The following is a 17,848-nucleotide window of genomic DNA, read 5'->3' on the forward strand; positions in this document are numbered from 1 at the left end:
TCTATCCAAACACTGCGATATTCTGACGGCTGGCCATGATGGGCCGGCCGTTTCGATTCCACAGCGTCATCGCCTGGCTGGAATAACCGCCGGCGATCTGCTCGGCGACATTGCGGATCAGCCACCAGCCGTCATCGGTGGTGATCTCGTCGGTGAGCATGTCGATCGACCAGGTCATCGTGCTGATCGGCGAGGGCGTTGTGGATCGGACGGAAGCTGCCGGCGGCGGCGCGTCGGCCAAGGCCAGCAACGCCACCAGCGATGGCTGGATGCCGGGCTCGCGGTGGCGCAGCCACAGCATCATCTGCGGATCTTCGCTGCCGCTGAACGGCATCGAGCCCCCCATATGCCGGCCTTCGATATGCTCCAGGAAACGCAGCGTCGGAGGCGCGCGGCGAAAGAAGTCCGGGCAATGCTCCGGTGCTTTCAGTTCCGGCGTCCCGGTAACCACATGAGCAAAAGCCGATTCACGCGCGGCGCCGAAGCAGAACATGGCGCGGGTCGCGAGGCCTGCTTCGCCGACAAGATCGACACTGGCGAACAGTGTCGATTTGCCCTTGCGCAGAACGCTGGCCCGCAACTGCAGTGGACCGGGGGCCGGGCCGACGAAAGCGATCTGCGCCGAGCGCAGCGGCGGGACGGCGCCGAATTCATTGAGCGCAGCCTGCATGCACAGTGCCGCGGCCAGACCGCCATAGACGGTACGGCCCTGTAGCCAGTCGTCGCTGACGCTGACGGCCCAGCCGTCGCCGGAGCGCGTCATGGACGACATCAATGCGGTGAATTCGGTCATTGCGTGTTCCTGATGTTTCCTGTCGCCGGCGTCGTAACGCGCCATTGGGATGATTAGCATCATCTATAGCGGGGAACACAACGGTGGGAAACATCCAGTCAGCGGGCGCGCGGCTCTATTGCGGCCGGTGCATGCCCTTCATCTTCTCGATGTCTTTGACATTCATCTTCATGCCGCCGGGCATCATGATGTCACCGGGCTTCTGGTCCGGCTTGCAGGCGCCGAGCCATTTTGCGTCCAGCTGCGTGGTGTTGTCACCAGTATTAGCCTTGGCGCCGCCAGTGCTCTGCGACGTGATCTTCATCGTATAGGCGGAGTTGAAGTCGCCGGTGATCTCGGCATGCGACGTGCTGGTGGTGCCGCCGATATTGCAGACCGAATCCGTGACATAGCCCGTCGCGGTCTTCTTCATCTCGTTCTTCGAACACATGTCCTTCGCCATCGGCGAGAAGGTCGTGTTCATGAACTTGTCGGTGGTCTCGTCGGTGCAGTGCTGCATCGTCATGCCGGGCATCCCGGCGCTGCCCTGCATCTTCATTTCCCAGAGCCCGGCCTTGCGCGCCGGCAACTCGATGGGATCGGCGATGGCGGGGATTGCCCACAACATCGCAGTCGCGCTCAAAACGGAAACATTCAACAGTGAAACATAGCGTCTCATCATGCTTGGTTCTCCCCAAGCCGATGAGACGCTGTGTCGCGTAAAAAGGTTCAGTAGCGAACGCGGAGCGGCCGATCCGAGGCGCCATAGGGCACCCAGCGGCAGGCGAACGAGACGTAGGCGCCATATTCCTGCGGTGCGCTCAGGAATTTCACGACCTTGCCGTAACGCGCGCAATGATCGATCGCCAGGGCGCGAATGTCGGTCTGGCTGATCAGGGATGTGGAGATGATGCCGCCGGTGTCGTTGCCCTTGAATGGCGGCACCCAGTCGGCCTTGGCCGCGCTGCTCATGATCGCACCGCTCAGACCTGCAGCCAAAATCGCCAACCGAATCATTCGCATCACCGTCTCCATCGTCGTTATGGGCACCTTAGAGGGCATCGGCGACGCTGAAAAGAACGCCGTCCAGGTTCTGACAGAGTTGTGCGCTGGGTGTGGCCGCGATGCACTTGACCCTGCACGGGCTTCGCGGCACGTTCCGGGAACAATCATCAGACGGCGGATTCCCCATGCGCGACCTCATTTCATCCTGGAAGAAAGCCGTCCTGGCTGCCGTTACCGGCGCCGTTCTCGGGCTTATGACCCTGGCTCCCGGCGCACAGGCTGCGAACCTGCTCGAGCTGAACTTCTGGCTGTCCGGGCCGAACTACGAGGGCCGTCTGGCAGATTGCGAAGCTGGGCTCTCGACGATTTCGTCGCAGTTCCAGGACAAGGAAAGCACCTTCTGGAATTCGGCGCTGCAGATCACCGGCTTCAGCCGCGTCCATGAGACGGCATTCCGCCCCTGGACCTCCGACAACATCCCGCGCCGCTACTGCACCGCCGACGCGATGCTGACCGATGGCAAGACGCGCCAGGTGCATTACTCGATCATCGAGGATGGCGGCTTTGCCGGCTACGGCCAGGGCGTGGAATGGTGCGTCGTCGGTCTCGACCGCGACTGGGCCTATAACCCGCGTTGCCGGGCCGCGAAGCACTAAGCTTTGCGGATCCAACCCATTTTGTTCTTGAATTGTTCTTGATGCCTGATTAGGTTTGCCCTTCTCAGGGGTGGGGCGCGTCATGTTTCAGGCATTTCGACTTGTCATTTCGCTTGGGTTTTTGGCGCTCGCGGCGCTGAGCGTCGATCCGGCCTCAGCACAGGACCGCCGGCAGAATGCGCCGGGCGAATTCGATTTTTACGTATTGTCGCTGTCGTGGTCGCCGAGTTTCTGCGAGGCGGCCCAGGAGCGCGGCGGCAACAACCGCTCAGCCCAGATGCAATGCGGCGGCCGGCCTTACTCTTTCGTGGTTCATGGCCTGTGGCCGCAATATGACCGCGGCTTCCCGAATTACTGCGAGCGTCCGGCCCCGCGGCTGGCGCGCAATATCATGCAGTCGATGCTCGACCTGATGCCGGCGCCCGGCCTGATCTTCAATGAATGGGACAAGCACGGCACCTGCTCCGGCCTCGGCCAGCGCGCCTATTTCGAAGCCATCCGCAAGGCGCGCGCCGGTATCAAAATTCCCGACGAATTTCTCGATCTGCAGCAGGCCAAGACGATTGCGCCGGACGCAATCGAGGAAGCCTTCATCAAGGTCAATCCGGGCCTCAGCAATTCGGCCATCGCCGTGACCTGCGATCGTAACCGCCTGACCGAGGTCCGGGTCTGCATGAGCAAGGATCTCCAGTTCCGCGCCTGCGAGGAGATCGATCGCCGCGCCTGCCGCCGCGACCAGGTGGTGATGCCGCCGATGCGAGGCGGCTAGCTCAACCGGCATTCCTAGCGTACTGCTGGCGCATGAATTATCGACACGCCTTTCACGCCGGCAACTTTGCCGATGTCATCAAGCATATCGTGCTGGTCCGCATCCTGACGCATCTGCAGGAGAAGCCGGCGCCGTTCCGCGTCATCGACAGTCATGCCGGCGCCGGGCTCTATGACCTGACCGGCGATGAAGCCACGCGCTCCGGCGAATGGACCACCGGCATCGCGCGCGCCCTGCAGGCGCGGTTCAGCGAAGCCAGTGTGCCGCTGGTCGCGCCCTATCTCGACATCGTCCGGTCATTCAATGCGCCGCGCGAACTCAAGGCCTATCCCGGCTCGCCGCTGATCGCGCGCGCCTTGATGCGGCCGCAGGACAGCATGGTGTGCTGCGAGGTCGAGCCCACGGCGCGCAAGAAGCTGATCTCAGCGCTGCGCAGGGACGAGCAGGCGCGCGTGGTCGATATCGATGGCTGGATAGGTCTGCCGGCCTATGTGCCGCCGAAGGAACGACGCGGCGTGGTGCTGATCGATCCGCCCTATGAAGACAAGAACGAATTCGCGCGGATGGCTGCGGTGTTCGAGCAGGTCTATGCCAAATGGGCGACCGGCATTTACATGCTGTGGTATCCCGCCAAGAGCCGCCGCGCCACCGATGAGCTGGCGCAGCACGTCGCCGCGACGGCTGCTGCATCTGCCACACCTGGTAAATGCCTGCGCCTCGAATTCAGCGTTGCACCGCAAACGGCGGATGGCCCGCTGACCTCGACGGGACTTTTGATCGTCAATCCGCCGTGGAAGCTTGCTGCGGAGCTCAAGGAAATTCTGCCGCAACTCGAGAAGCCGCTTGGCCTTGGCGGCGCCGGACGCTTCCGGCTTGAGACCGCCAAACCCTGACGTCGCACGGCCTGCGCCGAACTACGCAAACTCCAACTATCAAACGGCGCCGCCAAAAACGGTAGTCAATCCCGGCGGAACCGTATTAAGCTGCTGGCATTATGACTGGCTTTACGTTCCGCTTCCGCGAATGGTTGCGGCGGAGTGACGTGGCCCAAATCGATATTGAAACAAGGCCTAGCTTCCGTGGAGTGAATGTCCGGTCGGTCGCAGCGCGAAAGCGCCGCGGCGGAGCATTGCGGGGAGGGACCCGATGGGCATGAGCGGTACGGTCAAGTTTTTCAATGGCGAGCGTGGCTACGGCTTCATCAAGCCGGACGATGGCGGACGGGACGTGTTTGTGCACATTACCGCAGTCGAGCGCGCTGGCCTGAAGGACCTGATCGAAGGACAGCGGATCACCTTCGAGGTCGAGCCCGACAAGAAGGGCAAGGGCCCCAAAGCGGTCAATCTGGTCATCACAGGATAGCGGCGGATCCAGCTTGGGAGTGGGCCATAAAAAAATCCCGGCCGCAGCGCGGCCGGGAGTGGATGGCAATGGTTTCTTGTACTTGGAGTCGACGTATCTGGAGACGAAGTACTTGAGTAGAGGTCCGGACGCGAGGCGTCCGGAGCCGGACTTAGAAGTGATAGTTCACGCCGATACGCACAGTGCCGAAGCTGAGCGCGCTGTCGGTGCCGGTGAGCGTGTAGGTGTTCTTGGACAGATCGACATAGAGATATTCGATCTTGGCGGTCCAGTTCTGGTAGATGCCGACCTCGGCGCCGACGCCGGCGGTCCAGCCGACCGAAGTCTGGGACTGCTGCAGGCCGTTCAGCTCGGCTTCCAGGCTGCCGAAGGAGAGACCGGCGGTGCCGTAGAGCAATACGTTGTTGAAGGCGTAGCCGATGCGGCCGCGCGCCGTGCCGAACCAGGGGTTCGAGAACTTGTAGGTGGCGAAGCGGTCATCCGCGCCGGTGCCCTGCAGATCGCCTTCGAGACCGAACACGATGTTGCCGCTCTGCCAGTTGTAGCCGCCCGTCACGCCGCCGGCGATGCCCGAGGGCTTCGCACCGGTGTTGGAGACGCTGCCCCATTCGTAACCGAGAGTGGCGCCGAGATACGGGCCGGCCCAGCTATAGGCGTTGAGCGGCTGGGCAACGGTATAGGGGGCGCGCGACCGGTAAGGCATGTCCGCCGCATGTGCTGTTGTCGCACCTGCAGCCACGAGGGCGACTGCCGCGAACGCAAACTTACTCATCTCAACTCTCCAAACTACGCGTGACTGCCGGCCCATGGGAGCGCGTTCGGGATCTGCCGAACGAAGCCTTAGGGTTACGGAATTCCATCTTTTATCGAGACGATTTATCGAGAGTTTTAGATTAAGCGGTCCTTAACGGGCCGCTGCGGCGCCGTATTGACGTTAAAAGAGTCTTACTTTTGGCAATCCGCGAATTTCCTGGGGCGGGCGGCCAAAATCCTGTGGCCTGCCGCGAGCAGCCGGAAAACCGGCCGTTGCGAGGGCAATTCCGGTCGCACGAATGCTGGCGATGACCCGCTGCAGCGCTTAAATTGACCTCATGATTCAAGACCCCACCGAGCCGCTGCACGAGACATCATCCGAGCCCGCAGCAGAGCCAGGTTCCGACAGCCCTAGTTCCGGGCAGGACACCCAGGCCACCTTGCAGGCACCACCCGACATCGAACCGGAACCCGCGGCGGCCGACGACGAGGAAGACGGCGCGCTCCCGGATACTGGCGATGACGATTCCGGCGACGTGGTCGCTGAGGGCCCGCTGGCGCTCGGCCGCGCGGCCATCGAACATGCGGTACGCCACGCCCCGACTTCGCCCGGCGTCTACCGGATGCTGAATGCGGCCAACGACGTGCTGTATGTCGGCAAGGCCAAGAACGTGAAGAAGCGGTTGTCGTCCTATGCCCGGCCGACCGGGCAGGTGATGCGCATCGCACGCATGATCGCGGCGACCGTGGTGGTGGAAATCATCTCGACCGCGACCGAGACCGAAGCATTGTTGCTTGAGGCCAATCTCATCAAGCAGCTGCGTCCGCGATTCAACGTGCAGCTCCGCGACGACAAGTCCTTTCCGTATATTCTGATCTCAGGCGATCACTGGGCGCCCCAGATTCTGAAACATCGCGGCGCGCAATCGCGGCCCGGCCGCTATTTCGGACCGTTTGCGTCGGTGGGCGCGGTCAACCGCACCATCACGGCACTGCAGCGCGCGTTCCTGGTGCGGTCGTGCACGGATTCCTTTTTCGAGAGCCGTACGCGCCCGTGTCTGCTGTATCAAATCCGTCGCTGCTCTGGCCCCTGCACCGGCGAGATCGATTTTCCCGGCTATACCGAACTGGTACGCGAGGCGAAGGACTTCTTGTCCGGCCGCAGCCGGGCGGTGAAGCAGCTATTGGCTGGTGAAATGGAGAAGGCGTCGGATGAGCTCGCTTTCGAGCGCGCCGCGCTGTATCGCGACCGGCTTGCGGCATTGTCTGCAATCCAGTCGCAGCAGGGCATCAATCCGCGCACCGTGGAGGAGGCCGATGTCTTCGCCATCCATCAGGAAGGCGGTTATTCCTGCGTGGAGGTGTTCTTCTTCCGCACCGGCCAGAACTGGGGCAACCGCGCCTATTTCCCGAAGGCCGAAAAATCATACACACCGGAGGAAGTGCTCGGCTCGTTCCTGGCGCAGTTCTACGAGGACAAGCCGCCGCCGAAGATGGTGTTGCTGTCGCATGCCATCGAGGAAAGCGAACTGCTGGCCAGCGCGCTTGGCGTCAAGGCAGGCTTCAAGGTCGAGGTGCTGACACCGCAGCGCGGCGAAAAGAAGGAGCTGGTCGTCCATGCACTGACCAATGCCCGCGAGGCGCTTGGCCGCAAGCTCGCCGACACGGCGACACAGACGCGTCTGCTGGAAGGCATGTCGAAGATGGCGGGCATGGCCACCGTGCCGAAGCGCATCGAAGTCTATGACAATAGCCATATCCAGGGCACCAATGCGGTCGGTGCCATGATCGTGGCGGGGCCGGACGGTTTCATCAAGAATCAGTACCGCAAGTTCAACATCAAGTCCGAAGGGCTCACGCCCGGCGACGACTACGGGATGATGAAGGAGGTGCTGCAGCGTCGTTTTAAGCGGCTGCTGGCATCGCCGGTTGAGGGCGAGGTGGTCAAGCCGAAGGACGATGACGTGCCGCAATGGCCCGATCTCGTCATCATCGATGGCGGCCGTGGCCAGCTCAATGCAGTCAAGGAGATCTTCGACGAGCTGAAACTGACCGATGTGACCCTGATGGCTGTGGCCAAGGGGCCGGATCGCGACGCCGGCCGCGAGACCATGTTCATTCCCGGCCGCGAGGCTATCAAGCTGGAGCCGCGGGATCCCGTTCTGTATTTTATCCAGCGGCTGCGCGACGAGGCGCATCGGTTCGTCATCGGATCGCACCGCACACTGCGCAAGAAGGACATCCGCGAGGCCGGATTGCAGGAAATCCCGGGGATCGGCCCAACCCGCAAGCGGGCACTCCTGCACCATTTCGGAACGCTGAAAGAGATCGAGCGGGCCTCCGTAGGCGACCTCGGCAAGGTTCCCGGCATCTCGGCCGAGAGCGCCCGCAAGATTTTCGACTTTTTTCACCCCCAGCCAGTGGCCAGATGACCGCAAAGATGGACGAGACGTAATCTGGCTGTCGCATGCCTTGGGTCAGTTTTGCGGTAAACTAAGCCGCGCCGCTTCGCTGGCGGTTGACCTCTGCGCTCTGGCAGTATTGGTAAGACGGATGACAGTGACCACGAGACGGGCCGCGAATTCCGCGATGTCCCTGCCAAATATCCTGACCATGGCCCGCATTGCCGCCATTCCGGTGGTGGTCGGCTGCATCTATTCGCAGTCGATCATGGATGGCCCGCTATGGCTGCGCTGGGTCGCGCTGGCCGTCTTTATCGGCGCCGCGGTCACGGATTTTCTCGATGGCTATTACGCCCGGATCTGGAATCAGCAGTCGGCTTTTGGCCGGATGCTTGATCCGATCGCCGACAAGCTGCTGGTGGCCTCCTGCCTGCTGATGCTGGCGGCCGATGGCATCATCCATGGCTGGACCCTGTGGGCCGCCATCGTGATCCTGTGCCGCGAAATTCTGGTCTCGGGCCTGCGTGAATATCTCGCGGCACTCCGTGTCAGCGTCCCGGTCTCCAGAGTGGCGAAGTGGAAGACGACGGCCCAGTTGATCGCCATCGGCTTCCTGCTGGCCGGTGAGGCCGGCGATCAGGTGATCCCGATCACCACGCAGCTCGGCCTGTTGCTGCTGTGGATTTCCGCGCTTGTCACCATTTACACGGGCTACGACTATTTCAGGGCTGGCATTCACCACCTCATTGCGGAGGATGCATGAAGCTCGTCTACTTCGCCTGGGTGCGCGAGCGCATCGGCAAGGCCGAAGAGACGGTCGAGCCGCCAGCAGCCGTGCGCACAGTCGGCGATCTGATCGGATGGCTGAGCACGCGCGGCGACGAATATGCCTATGCGTTCGAAACACCGAAAGTGATCCGCGCAGCCATCGACCATACCCATGTGCGGCCCGACACCGTCATCGCTGGCGCCCGCGAGATTGCATTTTTCCCGCCGATGACCGGCGGCTGATTTACCAACGACTGCGTTGATCTCATGACCTCCAACGTGACCATCCGCATTCAGGATGCCGATTTCGACGTCTCCAGCGAGATCGCCGCGCTGACGGCGAGCCGGACCGATATCGGCGCGGTGGTCACATTCAGCGGCATCTGCCGCGGCCAAGAAAACTTAAGTGGCAGCGGCGACGCGACCACGGCGCTGACGCTGGAGCACTATCCCGGCATGGCCGAAGCCGAGATTGCGCGCCACGCCGAGGAAGCGATGACACGCTGGCCGTTGACAGGCGTGACAATCGTTCATCGCGTCGGCCGCATCCTGCCCGGCGAGAATATCATGGTGGTGCTGACCGCGTCGGCACATCGCCAGGCCGCGTTTCAGGCCGCCGAGTTTCTGATGGATTACCTCAAGGCGCATGCTCCGTTCTGGAAGCGCGAGGAAACCGCCGGTGGCAGCAGCTGGATTGCTGCGAAGACCGACGATGACGACGCCGCGGCGCGCTGGGATAAAAACTGATGGCAAAGAAGACTGTGAAGACAACCGCGAAGAAGGTGGTCAGGAAATCTGCGAGCAAGGCTCCTGCAAAGGCAAAGACTTCCGTGAAGAAGATCGCAACGGCGACTCTGCCGAAGGTTGGTGCGGGCGAGCTTGCGACATTGCTCGATTATGTGCGCTACGCCACCAGCCGTTTCATCGAAGCCCGGCTCTCTTTTGCGCACGGCACCACCGATCCCGTGGCCGAAGCCGCCTTCATCGTCTGCGAAGTCCTGCATCTGCATCCCGACCAGTTCGAGAATTTCGCCATGGCGCGGGTAACTGCGGCCGAAGGCAAGCAAATCCTCGACATCATTCATCGCCGCGTGACGACGCGCAAACCGGCGGCCTATCTGCTCAACAAGATCTATATGCGCGGCCTGCCGTTCTATGTGGACGAGCGCACTATCGTGCCGCGGTCTTTCATCGGCGAATTGCTGGATTCTCATTTCAGCGGCGATGACGGTGAAGGCGGCTCGCTGATCGACGATCCCATGGAGATCGAAAGCGTGCTGGATCTTTGCACAGGTTCTGGCTGCATCGCGATCCTGGCCAGCCAGTCGTTCCCCAACGCGCAGGTTGATGCCGTCGATCTGTCGCCCGCGGCACTCGCCGTCGCCATGCGCAACGTCATTGACTACGGTCTCGACGAGCGGCTGACGCTTTACAAGGGCGATCTGTTCGAACCGCTCGGGGATACCCGTTACGATCTCATCATCACCAATCCGCCTTACGTCGATGCGCAGGGCATGGCGGATTTGCCGGATGAATGCCTGGCCGAACCGGCTATGGCTTTCGATGGCGGCGATGATGGGCTCGACATCGTCAGGAAGATCATTGAACAGGCTGGCGATCATCTGAATCCGCATGGCGGTTTGTTGTGTGAAATTGGTCGCGGTCGCGCCAATGTCGATGAAGCCTTTCCCGATCTGCCGTTGATCTGGCTGGACACCGAAGACTCCGAAGGCGAGGTGTTCTGGGTGTCCGCTGCTGCGCTGCAAGGTCGCGGCGCCGGCTAGTCCCGCATCTGGCCAAATACGCCCGTAGCGTTTATCACGGCATCTTCACGCGCATTTTGATGTGTGAATGTCCGACATTTGTTGTCGGACGGATTTCGACGCGACATCCCTTGCAGTCGCGTCGTTCAAATCGACTGAAGGATGTCATGCTGCTGGCTGTCGGTCAGAAAGCGCCAACGCGCAATCTGTGGCTCGCTGAATTGCGAGCGACGCTGGCGCTTGGCTGGCCGCTGGTGCTGACCAATCTTGCGCAGATCGCACTCACCACGACCGACGTGATCATACTCGGCCGCGTGAGCGCGGAGGCATTGGCTGCGTCGGCGCTGGGCGTGAATCTCTATTTCGCGTTTCTGATTTTCGCCATCGGCCTCGTCACGGCGGCATCACCGATGATGGCGGAGGCGATCGGCCGCAAGCTGCATGCGGTGCGCGATGTCAGGCGAACATTTCGGCAAGGTTTGTGGACAGCGTTGATCGTCTCAGTGCCGGCATGGATCGTTCTCTGGCAGACCGAAGCGATCCTGTTGCTGTTCGGTCAGGAGGCGCAGGCCGCTGCCGATGCGCAGACCTTCATGCATATGTTGCAATGGGGTTTCCTGCCCGCGCTCGGGTTCATTGTGCTGCGCTCCTTTGTCGCTGCCGTGCAACGTCCGCTCTGGGCGCTGGTGGTGACGGGCGTGACCATTCTGTTCAATGCTGCTGCCAACTGGGTTCTGGTGTTCGGCCATCTCGGATTTCCGGAGATGGGTCTGCGCGGTTCCGGCCTTGCGACCACGCTGTCGAACATCTTTCTGTTCGCGGTCTTTGCGCTCGTCGTCGCGTGGCATCCGAAGTTTCGGCGCTATCATCTGTTCGGCAACTGGTGGCGCGCCGACTGGCCGCGTCTCGCAAAGCTATGGCGTATCGGTCTGCCGATCGGCGCGACGCTCGCATTCGAAATTACTGTCTTCAATGCGGCGGTGTTCCTGATGGGGCAGTTTGGAACGGCGGCCATCGCGGCGCATGCGATTGCGATCCAGATCGCATCGATCTCCTTCATGGTGCCAATGGGACTGAGCCAGGCGGCAACTGTCCGCGTTGGATTGGCCAAAGGCGCCGTGGATCGCGATGGCATCACGCGAGCAGGATGGACTGCATTTGGCCTTGCGGTGGCATTCATGGCGTCGATGAGCATGTTGTTGCTGGCTGCGCCGCGGGTCCTGATTGGCGCCTTCATCGATCTGGGCAATCCCGCCAATGCCGTCGTCATCGATACGGCAATGTCTTTTCTGTTTTGCGCGGCGGTGTTTCAGATTGCGGACGGCGCGCAGTCGGTCGCTGCAGGGATGCTGCGCGGATTGCAGGATACGCGGGTGCCGATGATCTTTGCCGCATTAGGCTATTGGGGCTTCGGCATGGGCCTCAGCCTGCTGTTCGCATTCAAGCTGGGTTTCGGCGGCGTCGGCATCTGGATTGGGCTGGCAGCGGGTCTCGCGGTCGTTGCACCGGTCATGCTCTGGCGTTGGACCCGGCGCGAGCAACTCGGGCTCGTACCGGCGACTTAACAAACAAAAATGCCGCAGCCTCGAAAGGCTGCGGCATTTGTCGCCTTGAAGCGCCTGCGCTTACAGAACCTTGCGGATCCAGTTGTGCTGGTCTGGCGCGCGGCCGTACTGAATGTCGACCAACTGTTTGCGCAGTCCCATCGCAACGGGGCCTGCGGCGCCGCCATTGATGGTAAAATCACCGCTCGCAGAGCGCACCTGGCCGATCGGCGAGATGACCGCCGCCGTGCCGCAGGCAAAAGCCTCCTTCAGCTTGCCGCTGGTAGCGTCGGCACGCCATTGGTCGAGCGTATAGGGTTCTTCGCGCACCTGCGTGCCCTTGTCCTTCGCCAGCGCGATGATCGAATCGCGCGTGATGCCTGGCAGGATCGTGCCGAGCGGCGGTGTCAGCAGCGAACCGTCCTCGAACACGAAGAAAATGTTCATGCCGCCAAGTTCTTCGATGTAACGGCGCTCGACCGCATCGAGGAACACGACCTGATCGCAGCCGTGACTGATGGCCTCGGCCTGCGCACGGAGGCTTGCGGCGTAGTTGCCACCGCATTTGACGGCGCCTGTGCCGCCGATCGCGGCGCGTGTGTAGTTCTCCGACACCCAGATCGACACCGGGGCGGGTCCGCCCTTGAAATAGGAGCCAACCGGCGAGGCGATGACAGCGAAAATGTATTCCGCGGACGGCTTCACGCCGAGGAAGATCTCGCTCGCAACCATGAAGGGGCGCAGGTAGAGGCTGCCTTCGCCTGATGGAATCCAGGCGCGGTCGATGCGCACGAGTTGCTCGATCGCTTCGATGAACACGGGCTCGGGCAGCGGGGCCATGGCCATGCGATCGGCCGAATTCCGGAAACGCTTGGCATTGGCATCGGGGCGGAACAGATTCACGCCGCCGTCTTCACGCACATAGGCCTTGAGCCCTTCGAAAATCTCCTGGGCGTAATGCAGGACGGCTGCTGCGGGATCGAGCGGGAAATTCGCGCGGGATTCGATGCGCGCGCCATGCCAGCCGTCGGTCTGATTATAGCGGACGATGGCCATGTGATCGGTGAAAACCCGGCCGAAGCCCGGATCCTTGAGTTTTGCTGCGCGGTCCGCCTCGGACACCGCGTTCGCCGCGGGCTGAATTTCGAATTTCAGCAAAGCTGCGCCATCGATTTTATCAAACGAAACTCCCATGGACCTCACTCCTGCTTACGGCGCAGCTCCTGGGGGCGGCAGCGTCGATGTTGTTCTACGTCAAGCGGACCCTCGGCAAAAGCGTTTCCGGCCCCGGGGGATGACCCAGGACAGGCTTTAGCGCCATGCCGAAGTCCGGTATGGTTCTCAGATCGGCCCTATTGGGCCATGCGGCGAGAGTTCTAATGTTTCGTCGCGATGGTCAGTTTTGTAAGATTGAACCCAAGATATGTCAATATGGTTGACGTAAATTCCAAGGACGCGGCGTCACGATCGCTTGAGACGATCCAGCGGCAATCCAGCGGCGATCCTGCGAAACCGCCCCGCTGGGACATCATCGAGCTGTTGTTCTTTGCCTATCGCGACTTTGTGGGCGATCCCGACGATGTGCTCGATCAGTTCGGTTTCGGACGCGCCCATCACCGGGTCGTACATTTTGTGCATCGCTATCCCGGCCTGAAGGTTGCCGATCTGCTCGATGTCTTGCGTATTACGAAGCAGTCGCTGGGCCGTGTCCTCAAGCAATTGCTCGATGAAGGGTATATCGTTCAGAAATCCGGCGAGGCCGATCGGCGGCAACGGCTTCTTTTCGCCACGGCCAAGGGTGAAGCTCTCGTTGCGCAGCTCGCGGGTTTGCAGACCGATCGCATCAACCGCGCGCTCAAGGATTTTACGCCGGTCGAAGTTGAAGCGATCGGCAGGTTTCTCTCGGCGATGATCGACCGCAATGATCCCGACAAGGTGCTGCAGGTCATCTTGGGCCAGGCATCCGCCAAAACTGACGGCAGGACAAACAAGACATGATGTTAGCTCAGGCCGCCAAACGTATGCCGGTGCCATTGGCCGACGATGCGCCGCATCTGTTGCTGGTCGATGACGACCGCCGTATTCGCGATCTCCTCTCGCGCTTTCTCTCGGGCGAGGGCTACCGCGTCACCACGGCGCCGAGCGCCAAAGAAGCGCGCGCCAAGCTGCTCGGTCTGCATTTCGATCTCCTGATCCTCGATGTGATGATGCCAGGCGAGACCGGCTTCGAGCTCGCGCGTTTCATTCGGACGTCCTCGGCCGTGCCGATCATCATGCTGACGGCGCGGCACGAGGCGGAAAGCCGGATCGAGGGATTGCAGATCGGCGCCGACGACTATGTGGCCAAGCCGTTCGAGCCGCGCGAACTGGTGCTGCGCATCGCAAACATCCTGAAGCGTAGTGCGCCGGTGCCGGTCGAGCGCGCGGAGTCGCTGCAGTTCGGGCCTTATGTGTATCACCTCGCGCGCGGCGAACTACGCCAAGGCGACGAGATCATCCATCTCACTGACCGCGAGCGTGACATGCTGCGTGTGCTGGCTGCGGCGCCCGGCGAGACCGTGCCGCGCGGTGAACTCACCGGCGGCGGTGGCACCGTGAACGAGCGTGCGGTGGATGTGCAGATCAATCGCCTGCGTCGCAAGATCGAGACCGATCCGGCCAATCCGTTGTTTCTGCAGGCCGTGCGTGGCATCGGCTATCGCCTCGTCGCGTCGCCATAGTTCGATGAAGTTTGCACGATGACTACGCTCGACACTGGCATTACTATCCTCCGCTCTGCGGCAGGCCGCGTCTCCGCGGCGCACAGTCTGATGGGCCGGCGCTTCAAGAGCGTGATGCCCACGGGGCTCTATGCCCGCACGCTGCTGATCATGATCGTACCGATGGTGCTGCTGCAGTCGGTGGTCGCCTTCGTGTTCATGGAGCGGCACTGGAACACGGTGACGCGCCGCCTGTCGCAGGCCGTGGTGCAGGACATCGCAACGCTGATCGACGTCTACAAGGTTTATCCGCAGGATAAGGACCGCACGCAGATCAAAGCCATCGCGCAGCAGCGGCTTGGCCTCGTGGTGGATTTTCTGCCGCTCGGCGACATGCCACCGCCCGGTCCAAAGCCGTTCTTCTCGCTGCTCGATCAGGCGCTGTCGGTCCAGATCGGCCGGCAGATCACGCGGCCGTTCTGGATCGATACCGTTGGTCGCTCCAATCTCGTGGAAATCCGCATCCAGCTCGATGATGCCGTGATGCGCATCTTCGCCCAGCGCAGCGCGGCCTATGCATCGAATTCGGAAATCTTCCTGTTCTGGATGGTGGGGACGTCTTCGATCCTGCTGATCGTCGCGATCCTGTTCCTGCGTAACCAGATCCGCCCGATCCTCAAACTCGCTGACGCCGCCGAAAGTTTCGGCAAAGGCCGCGAAGCGCCGAATTTTCGGCCGCGCGGCGCACGCGAGGTCCGTCGTGCCGCCAATGCCTTTATCGAGATGAAGGCGCGTATCGAACGCGCGATGGAGCAGCGCACGGCCATGCTCGCCGGCGTCTCGCACGATCTGCGCACGATCCTGACGCGCTTCAAGCTCGAACTGGCGCTGATCGAGGACGGTCCGGAAGTCGATGGCATGCGCAAGGACATCGACGAGATGTCGGGCATGCTGGAGGCCTATCTCGCTTTTGCACGCGGCGACAGCGGCGAGCAGGCCCAGCCGACAGACATGGCGGCTGCGCTGGAAGAATTGCGCAGCGATGCCGAGCGCAACGGACACAAGGCGACGGTCACGTTCCACGGCCTGCCGATCGTCACGGTGAAGCCAGCCGCGTTCAAGCGTTGCCTCGGCAATCTCGTCTCGAATGCCGCGCGCCATGCCAACGACATCGCCATCACCGGCCATCGCGATCATCGCTATCTGATGGTGACTGTGGATGATGACGGCCCTGGCATCCCCGCCGACATGCGCGAGGAAGTGTTTAAACCGTTCCTGCGGCTCGACGACGCCCGCAATCAGGACGAAGGCGGCACGGGTCTTGGCCTCGCCATCGCCCGCGATATCGCGCGCTCCCATGGCGGAGATATCACGCTGGCCGAGAGTCCGATGGGCGGATTGAGGGCGGTGGTGCGGGTGCCCGTCTAGTTACTTCGCCAGTTCCTTCGACCGCGCGGTTGCCGCAGCAATTGCGCGAGTCAGTAACGGCTCGAAGCCGTCATCGGCCATCAACACGGCGAGCGCCGCTGCAGTGGTCCCGCCGGGCGAGGTGACGTTCTTTCGCAGCGTCGCCGCGTCGAGATCGGACTGGCGGAGGAGCTCGCCCGAACCGGACACTGTCTCGCGAGCAAGCTTCATCGCGAGTTCGGGCGGCAAGCCCGCAGCAATGCCGGCGCGGGCCATTTCTTCCGCCAACAGAAACACATAAGCAGGCCCTGAGCCGGAGACGGCCGTCACAGCATCGATCAGGCTCTCGTCCTCGACCCATTCCACCGATCCGGTGGCGCGCAAGAGCGCGTCGGTCAGGCCGCGTTGCTCCGGCGATACGTCGCTCGCGGCAACCGCCACGGTGATACCGCGGCCGATGGCGGCCGGTGTATTCGGCATCGCGCGAACCACCTTGCCGCCGCAGGCCTTGGCGATGCCGGCGATGGTCGTGCCGGCCATGATCGAGACCACGAGAGATGACCCGGCGATGGCGCGCAGCGTCGGTCCGACCTCGGCGAACATCTGCGGTTTCACGGCAAGAACCAGTGCAGCGACAGCGCCGATGTCCTTCGCGTCCGGATTGAGACGGACGCCCTTGGCCGCGAGCGCCTTGATCTCGTCGGAGACATACGGGTCGATCACGACGGCGCGCTTCGGATTGAGCCCGCCAGCGATCCAGCCCGTCAGCATCGCACCGCCCATCTTCCCGGCGCCGGCCAGCACGATGTGGCCGTCGATATCGTTGAGTGCGCGTGAGGTGGTGGAGGAGGTCATCGCAAAATCCCGGCTGTCAGAACGGCCGGGACCATATCATTGCGGGGCGGGCTGCACAGCCTGAACCGATCTAGACGAAGCTCTTTTTCAGGAAGTAGCGCGGGCCGCCGCGCGGATAGTCCGGGATTTCGCCGAACACCTCATAGCCCTGCTTTTCGTAGAAGCTGCGGGCCTGAAACCAGTAGGTATCGAGCCACAGACCGATGCAGCCGCGTTCCCGCGCGATCTCTTCGGCCTTGGCGAGAACTTTCGAGCCGATGTCGTGGCCGCGAAATTGTTCGGGCACGACGAACAGTTCGACGAAACACCAGTTGAACGCGGTCTTGCCCCAGATGCCGCCGATCGGCTCGCCGGTCGCAGGATCGTGGATCAAGATCGAGAGCGGCTGGTGATTGTTGGGGCCGACGGTCTTGGTATTGTAGGCCAGCAACGCATTTGCGACCACCAGCCGTTCGGCCTCGCCGGGCGCATCCGGCACGGTGATGACCGGCGCGTCGGTCATGCTTCGCCGGCAGTGTCGAACATCGCAGCAGACATCGCTTCGGCTGCGGTCTTGCCGGCCCACACCACGAACTGCAACGCCGGATAGTAGCGCTCGCAGGAATGAATTGCCGAGACCAGCATGGCTTCGCACTGCGCGGTCGTTGCGGTGAGGCCGTCGGGCAGCACCAGGGCCTGCCGGTACATCACCATGCCTGAGTGAGTCCAGATATCGAAATGACCGACCCACATCTGTTCGTTGATCGCGGCGATCAGGCGCTGCACTTCCGCGCGGCGAGCGGGTGGAATCTTCATGTCGAAGGCGCAAGCCAGATGCAGGGCCTCGATCTCGTTCATCCAGGTGAAGGAGAGCTGGTAATCGATCCAGTCACCTTTAGAAACAATTGTGACTTCGTCTTCGCCGGAGCGCTCGAAGGCCCAGTTATGATCGGCGGCAATATCCTCGACAACGGCGAGCGGGTTGAGCCGTGAATCGATAGTACCTTCGAGAAGTGACATGCCGTCGCGACCTTGCTCTTGAAATGTGATGATGCAAACAGCTGGCCGGTACGCGAAAATGTCGGAGCGTCGCTGCAGGCTGCAAGTTCTATTC

Annotated in this window: 21 protein-coding genes; 13 read left to right on the plus strand and 8 right to left on the minus strand. The window is 62.0% G+C overall.

From position 1 onward, the window contains the following. Position 1: 1 nt before the first annotated feature. The 3 genes from AB7783_RS29490 to AB7783_RS29500 form a co-directional block, all read right to left on the minus strand. Positions 2–793, minus strand: coding sequence for a thioesterase family protein (locus AB7783_RS29490; RefSeq protein WP_441279595.1), 792 nt, complete (start codon positions 791–793; stop codon positions 2–4). A gap of 115 nt (positions 794–908) precedes the next feature. After that, positions 909–1,400, minus strand: coding sequence for a DUF3617 domain-containing protein (locus AB7783_RS29495; RefSeq protein WP_441279781.1), 492 nt, complete (start codon positions 1,398–1,400; stop codon positions 909–911). Between the two features lie 101 nt (positions 1,401–1,501). Then, positions 1,502–1,795, minus strand: a complete 294-nt coding sequence (locus tag AB7783_RS29500; protein WP_068731365.1) for a hypothetical protein — start codon at positions 1,793–1,795, stop codon at positions 1,502–1,504. Positions 1,796–1,962: 167 nt separating this feature from the next. Here AB7783_RS29500 and AB7783_RS29505 point away from each other — a divergent pair, with 167 nt between their 5' ends. From AB7783_RS29505 to AB7783_RS29520, 4 genes are all read left to right on the plus strand, one after another. Continuing rightward, a complete protein-coding gene (locus AB7783_RS29505; RefSeq protein ID WP_089261833.1) occupies positions 1,963–2,433 on the plus strand; it encodes a hypothetical protein in 471 nt (156 codons plus the stop codon). An 82-nt stretch (positions 2,434–2,515) separates the two neighbouring features. Beyond that, complete coding sequence (locus AB7783_RS29510; protein ID WP_439062927.1) at positions 2,516–3,202, plus strand: ribonuclease T2 family protein; 687 nt, start codon at positions 2,516–2,518, stop codon at positions 3,200–3,202. Between the two features lie 32 nt (positions 3,203–3,234). Then, positions 3,235–4,095, plus strand: coding sequence for a 23S rRNA (adenine(2030)-N(6))-methyltransferase RlmJ (locus tag AB7783_RS29515; RefSeq protein WP_441279596.1), 861 nt, complete (start codon positions 3,235–3,237; stop codon positions 4,093–4,095). Between the two features lie 253 nt (positions 4,096–4,348). Continuing rightward, positions 4,349–4,564 carry a cold-shock protein gene (locus AB7783_RS29520; RefSeq protein WP_068731145.1) on the plus strand — a complete coding sequence of 72 codons (216 nt, stop codon included), beginning with the start codon at positions 4,349–4,351 and terminating at the stop codon, positions 4,562–4,564. 151 nt (positions 4,565–4,715) lie between these two features. Here AB7783_RS29520 and AB7783_RS29525 read toward each other — a convergent pair whose 3' ends face one another. Beyond that, on the minus strand, positions 4,716–5,336 hold the full coding sequence (locus AB7783_RS29525) for an outer membrane protein (RefSeq protein ID WP_068731146.1): 621 nt from the start codon (positions 5,334–5,336) through the stop codon (positions 4,716–4,718). A 319-nt stretch (positions 5,337–5,655) separates the two neighbouring features. On the opposite strand from AB7783_RS29525, the gene uvrC reads away from it, so the two are divergent. The 6 genes from uvrC (at position 5,656) to AB7783_RS29555 (ending at position 11,815) form a co-directional block, all read left to right on the plus strand. Next, positions 5,656–7,749 (plus strand): excinuclease ABC subunit UvrC, encoded by a 2,094-nt coding sequence (uvrC, locus tag AB7783_RS29530; protein WP_441279597.1) that lies wholly within the window; start codon positions 5,656–5,658, stop codon positions 7,747–7,749. A gap of 121 nt (positions 7,750–7,870) precedes the next feature. Beyond that, positions 7,871–8,482, plus strand: coding sequence for a CDP-diacylglycerol--glycerol-3-phosphate 3-phosphatidyltransferase (gene pgsA / locus AB7783_RS29535; protein WP_089261825.1), 612 nt, complete (start codon positions 7,871–7,873; stop codon positions 8,480–8,482). Continuing rightward, complete coding sequence (gene moaD, locus AB7783_RS29540; protein WP_441228752.1) at positions 8,479–8,730, plus strand: molybdopterin converting factor subunit 1; 252 nt, start codon at positions 8,479–8,481, stop codon at positions 8,728–8,730. The genes pgsA and moaD overlap by 4 nt, the downstream gene beginning before the upstream one ends. Before the next feature lie 24 nt (positions 8,731–8,754). Continuing rightward, entirely contained in the window at positions 8,755–9,234 is a 480-nt protein-coding gene (locus AB7783_RS29545) for a molybdenum cofactor biosynthesis protein MoaE (RefSeq protein WP_309947231.1), read from the plus strand. Further along, the gene (prmB, locus tag AB7783_RS29550; RefSeq protein WP_441279598.1) at positions 9,234–10,271 is read left to right on the plus strand and encodes a 50S ribosomal protein L3 N(5)-glutamine methyltransferase; all 1,038 of its coding nucleotides are present in this window, start codon (positions 9,234–9,236) and stop codon (positions 10,269–10,271) included. Before AB7783_RS29545 ends, prmB begins: the two co-directional genes overlap by 1 nt. A 146-nt stretch (positions 10,272–10,417) precedes the next feature. Next, on the plus strand, positions 10,418–11,815 hold the full coding sequence (locus tag AB7783_RS29555) for an MATE family efflux transporter (RefSeq protein ID WP_441279599.1): 1,398 nt from the start codon (positions 10,418–10,420) through the stop codon (positions 11,813–11,815). Between the two features lie 60 nt (positions 11,816–11,875). Here AB7783_RS29555 and AB7783_RS29560 read toward each other — a convergent pair whose 3' ends face one another. Then, the gene (locus tag AB7783_RS29560) at positions 11,876–12,988 is read right to left on the minus strand and encodes a branched-chain amino acid aminotransferase (protein WP_441279600.1); all 1,113 of its coding nucleotides are present in this window, start codon (positions 12,986–12,988) and stop codon (positions 11,876–11,878) included. 237 nt (positions 12,989–13,225) lie between these two features. Between AB7783_RS29560 and AB7783_RS29565 the strand changes: the two genes are divergently transcribed. Genes AB7783_RS29565 through AB7783_RS29575 form a run of 3 tightly spaced genes read left to right on the plus strand, consistent with a single transcriptional unit; the run spans position 13,226 to position 15,921 of the window. Continuing rightward, positions 13,226–13,792, plus strand: coding sequence for a MarR family winged helix-turn-helix transcriptional regulator (locus AB7783_RS29565; RefSeq protein WP_068731153.1), 567 nt, complete (start codon positions 13,226–13,228; stop codon positions 13,790–13,792). Beyond that, on the plus strand, positions 13,789–14,514 hold the full coding sequence (locus AB7783_RS29570; protein ID WP_089261813.1) for a response regulator: 726 nt from the start codon (positions 13,789–13,791) through the stop codon (positions 14,512–14,514). Before AB7783_RS29565 ends, AB7783_RS29570 begins: the two co-directional genes overlap by 4 nt. A gap of 18 nt (positions 14,515–14,532) precedes the next feature. Further along, on the plus strand, positions 14,533–15,921 hold the full coding sequence (locus AB7783_RS29575) for an ATP-binding protein (protein ID WP_441279601.1): 1,389 nt from the start codon (positions 14,533–14,535) through the stop codon (positions 15,919–15,921). On the opposite strand, the gene proC is transcribed toward AB7783_RS29575, so the two are convergent. The 3 genes from proC to AB7783_RS29590 all read right to left on the minus strand — a co-directional run bounded on the left by proC (position 15,922) and on the right by AB7783_RS29590 (position 17,754). Continuing rightward, positions 15,922–16,755: a pyrroline-5-carboxylate reductase gene (gene proC / locus AB7783_RS29580; protein WP_441279602.1), complete on the minus strand. Its 834-nt coding sequence runs from the start codon at positions 16,753–16,755 to the stop codon at positions 15,922–15,924. A gap of 70 nt (positions 16,756–16,825) precedes the next feature. Beyond that, a complete protein-coding gene (locus AB7783_RS29585; RefSeq protein WP_441279603.1) occupies positions 16,826–17,257 on the minus strand; it encodes a GNAT family N-acetyltransferase in 432 nt (143 codons plus the stop codon). Further along, positions 17,254–17,754, minus strand: a complete 501-nt coding sequence (locus AB7783_RS29590; protein WP_089261805.1) for a YbjN domain-containing protein — start codon at positions 17,752–17,754, stop codon at positions 17,254–17,256. The genes AB7783_RS29585 and AB7783_RS29590 overlap by 4 nt, the downstream gene beginning before the upstream one ends. Positions 17,755–17,848 lie beyond the last annotated feature (94 nt).

This window comes from Tardiphaga sp. 172_B4_N1_3, assembly GCF_052076035.1.
GTDB classification, from domain to species: domain Bacteria; phylum Pseudomonadota; class Alphaproteobacteria; order Rhizobiales; family Xanthobacteraceae; genus Tardiphaga; species Tardiphaga robiniae.

What these genes read in the sequence shown, in the direction of transcription:
- AB7783_RS29490 (WP_441279595.1), bottom strand. Translation starts at nt 793, where the DNA reads ATGACCGAATTCACCGCATTGATGTCGTCCATGACGCGCTCCGGCGAC.
- AB7783_RS29495 (WP_441279781.1), bottom strand. Translation starts at nt 1,400, where the DNA reads ATGTTGTGGGCAATCCCCGCCATCGCCGATCCCATCGAGTTGCCGGCG.
- AB7783_RS29500 (WP_068731365.1), bottom strand. Translation starts at nt 1,795, where the DNA reads ATGCGAATGATTCGGTTGGCGATTTTGGCTGCAGGTCTGAGCGGTGCG.
- AB7783_RS29505 (WP_089261833.1), top strand. Translation starts at nt 1,963, where the DNA reads ATGCGCGACCTCATTTCATCCTGGAAGAAAGCCGTCCTGGCTGCCGTT.
- AB7783_RS29510 (WP_439062927.1), top strand. Translation starts at nt 2,516, where the DNA reads ATGTTTCAGGCATTTCGACTTGTCATTTCGCTTGGGTTTTTGGCGCTC.
- AB7783_RS29515 (WP_441279596.1), top strand. Translation starts at nt 3,235, where the DNA reads ATGAATTATCGACACGCCTTTCACGCCGGCAACTTTGCCGATGTCATC.
- AB7783_RS29520 (WP_068731145.1), top strand. Translation starts at nt 4,349, where the DNA reads ATGGGCATGAGCGGTACGGTCAAGTTTTTCAATGGCGAGCGTGGCTAC.
- AB7783_RS29525 (WP_068731146.1), bottom strand. Translation starts at nt 5,336, where the DNA reads ATGAGTAAGTTTGCGTTCGCGGCAGTCGCCCTCGTGGCTGCAGGTGCG.
- uvrC (WP_441279597.1), top strand. Translation starts at nt 5,656, where the DNA reads ATGATTCAAGACCCCACCGAGCCGCTGCACGAGACATCATCCGAGCCC.
- pgsA (WP_089261825.1), top strand. Translation starts at nt 7,871, where the DNA reads ATGACAGTGACCACGAGACGGGCCGCGAATTCCGCGATGTCCCTGCCA.
- moaD (WP_441228752.1), top strand. Translation starts at nt 8,479, where the DNA reads ATGAAGCTCGTCTACTTCGCCTGGGTGCGCGAGCGCATCGGCAAGGCC.
- AB7783_RS29545 (WP_309947231.1), top strand. Translation starts at nt 8,755, where the DNA reads ATGACCTCCAACGTGACCATCCGCATTCAGGATGCCGATTTCGACGTC.
- prmB (WP_441279598.1), top strand. Translation starts at nt 9,234, where the DNA reads ATGGCAAAGAAGACTGTGAAGACAACCGCGAAGAAGGTGGTCAGGAAA.
- AB7783_RS29555 (WP_441279599.1), top strand. Translation starts at nt 10,418, where the DNA reads ATGCTGCTGGCTGTCGGTCAGAAAGCGCCAACGCGCAATCTGTGGCTC.
- AB7783_RS29560 (WP_441279600.1), bottom strand. Translation starts at nt 12,988, where the DNA reads ATGGGAGTTTCGTTTGATAAAATCGATGGCGCAGCTTTGCTGAAATTC.
- AB7783_RS29565 (WP_068731153.1), top strand. Translation starts at nt 13,226, where the DNA reads ATGGTTGACGTAAATTCCAAGGACGCGGCGTCACGATCGCTTGAGACG.
- AB7783_RS29570 (WP_089261813.1), top strand. Translation starts at nt 13,789, where the DNA reads ATGATGTTAGCTCAGGCCGCCAAACGTATGCCGGTGCCATTGGCCGAC.
- AB7783_RS29575 (WP_441279601.1), top strand. Translation starts at nt 14,533, where the DNA reads ATGACTACGCTCGACACTGGCATTACTATCCTCCGCTCTGCGGCAGGC.
- proC (WP_441279602.1), bottom strand. Translation starts at nt 16,755, where the DNA reads ATGACCTCCTCCACCACCTCACGCGCACTCAACGATATCGACGGCCAC.
- AB7783_RS29585 (WP_441279603.1), bottom strand. Translation starts at nt 17,257, where the DNA reads ATGACCGACGCGCCGGTCATCACCGTGCCGGATGCGCCCGGCGAGGCC.
- AB7783_RS29590 (WP_089261805.1), bottom strand. Translation starts at nt 17,754, where the DNA reads ATGTCACTTCTCGAAGGTACTATCGATTCACGGCTCAACCCGCTCGCC.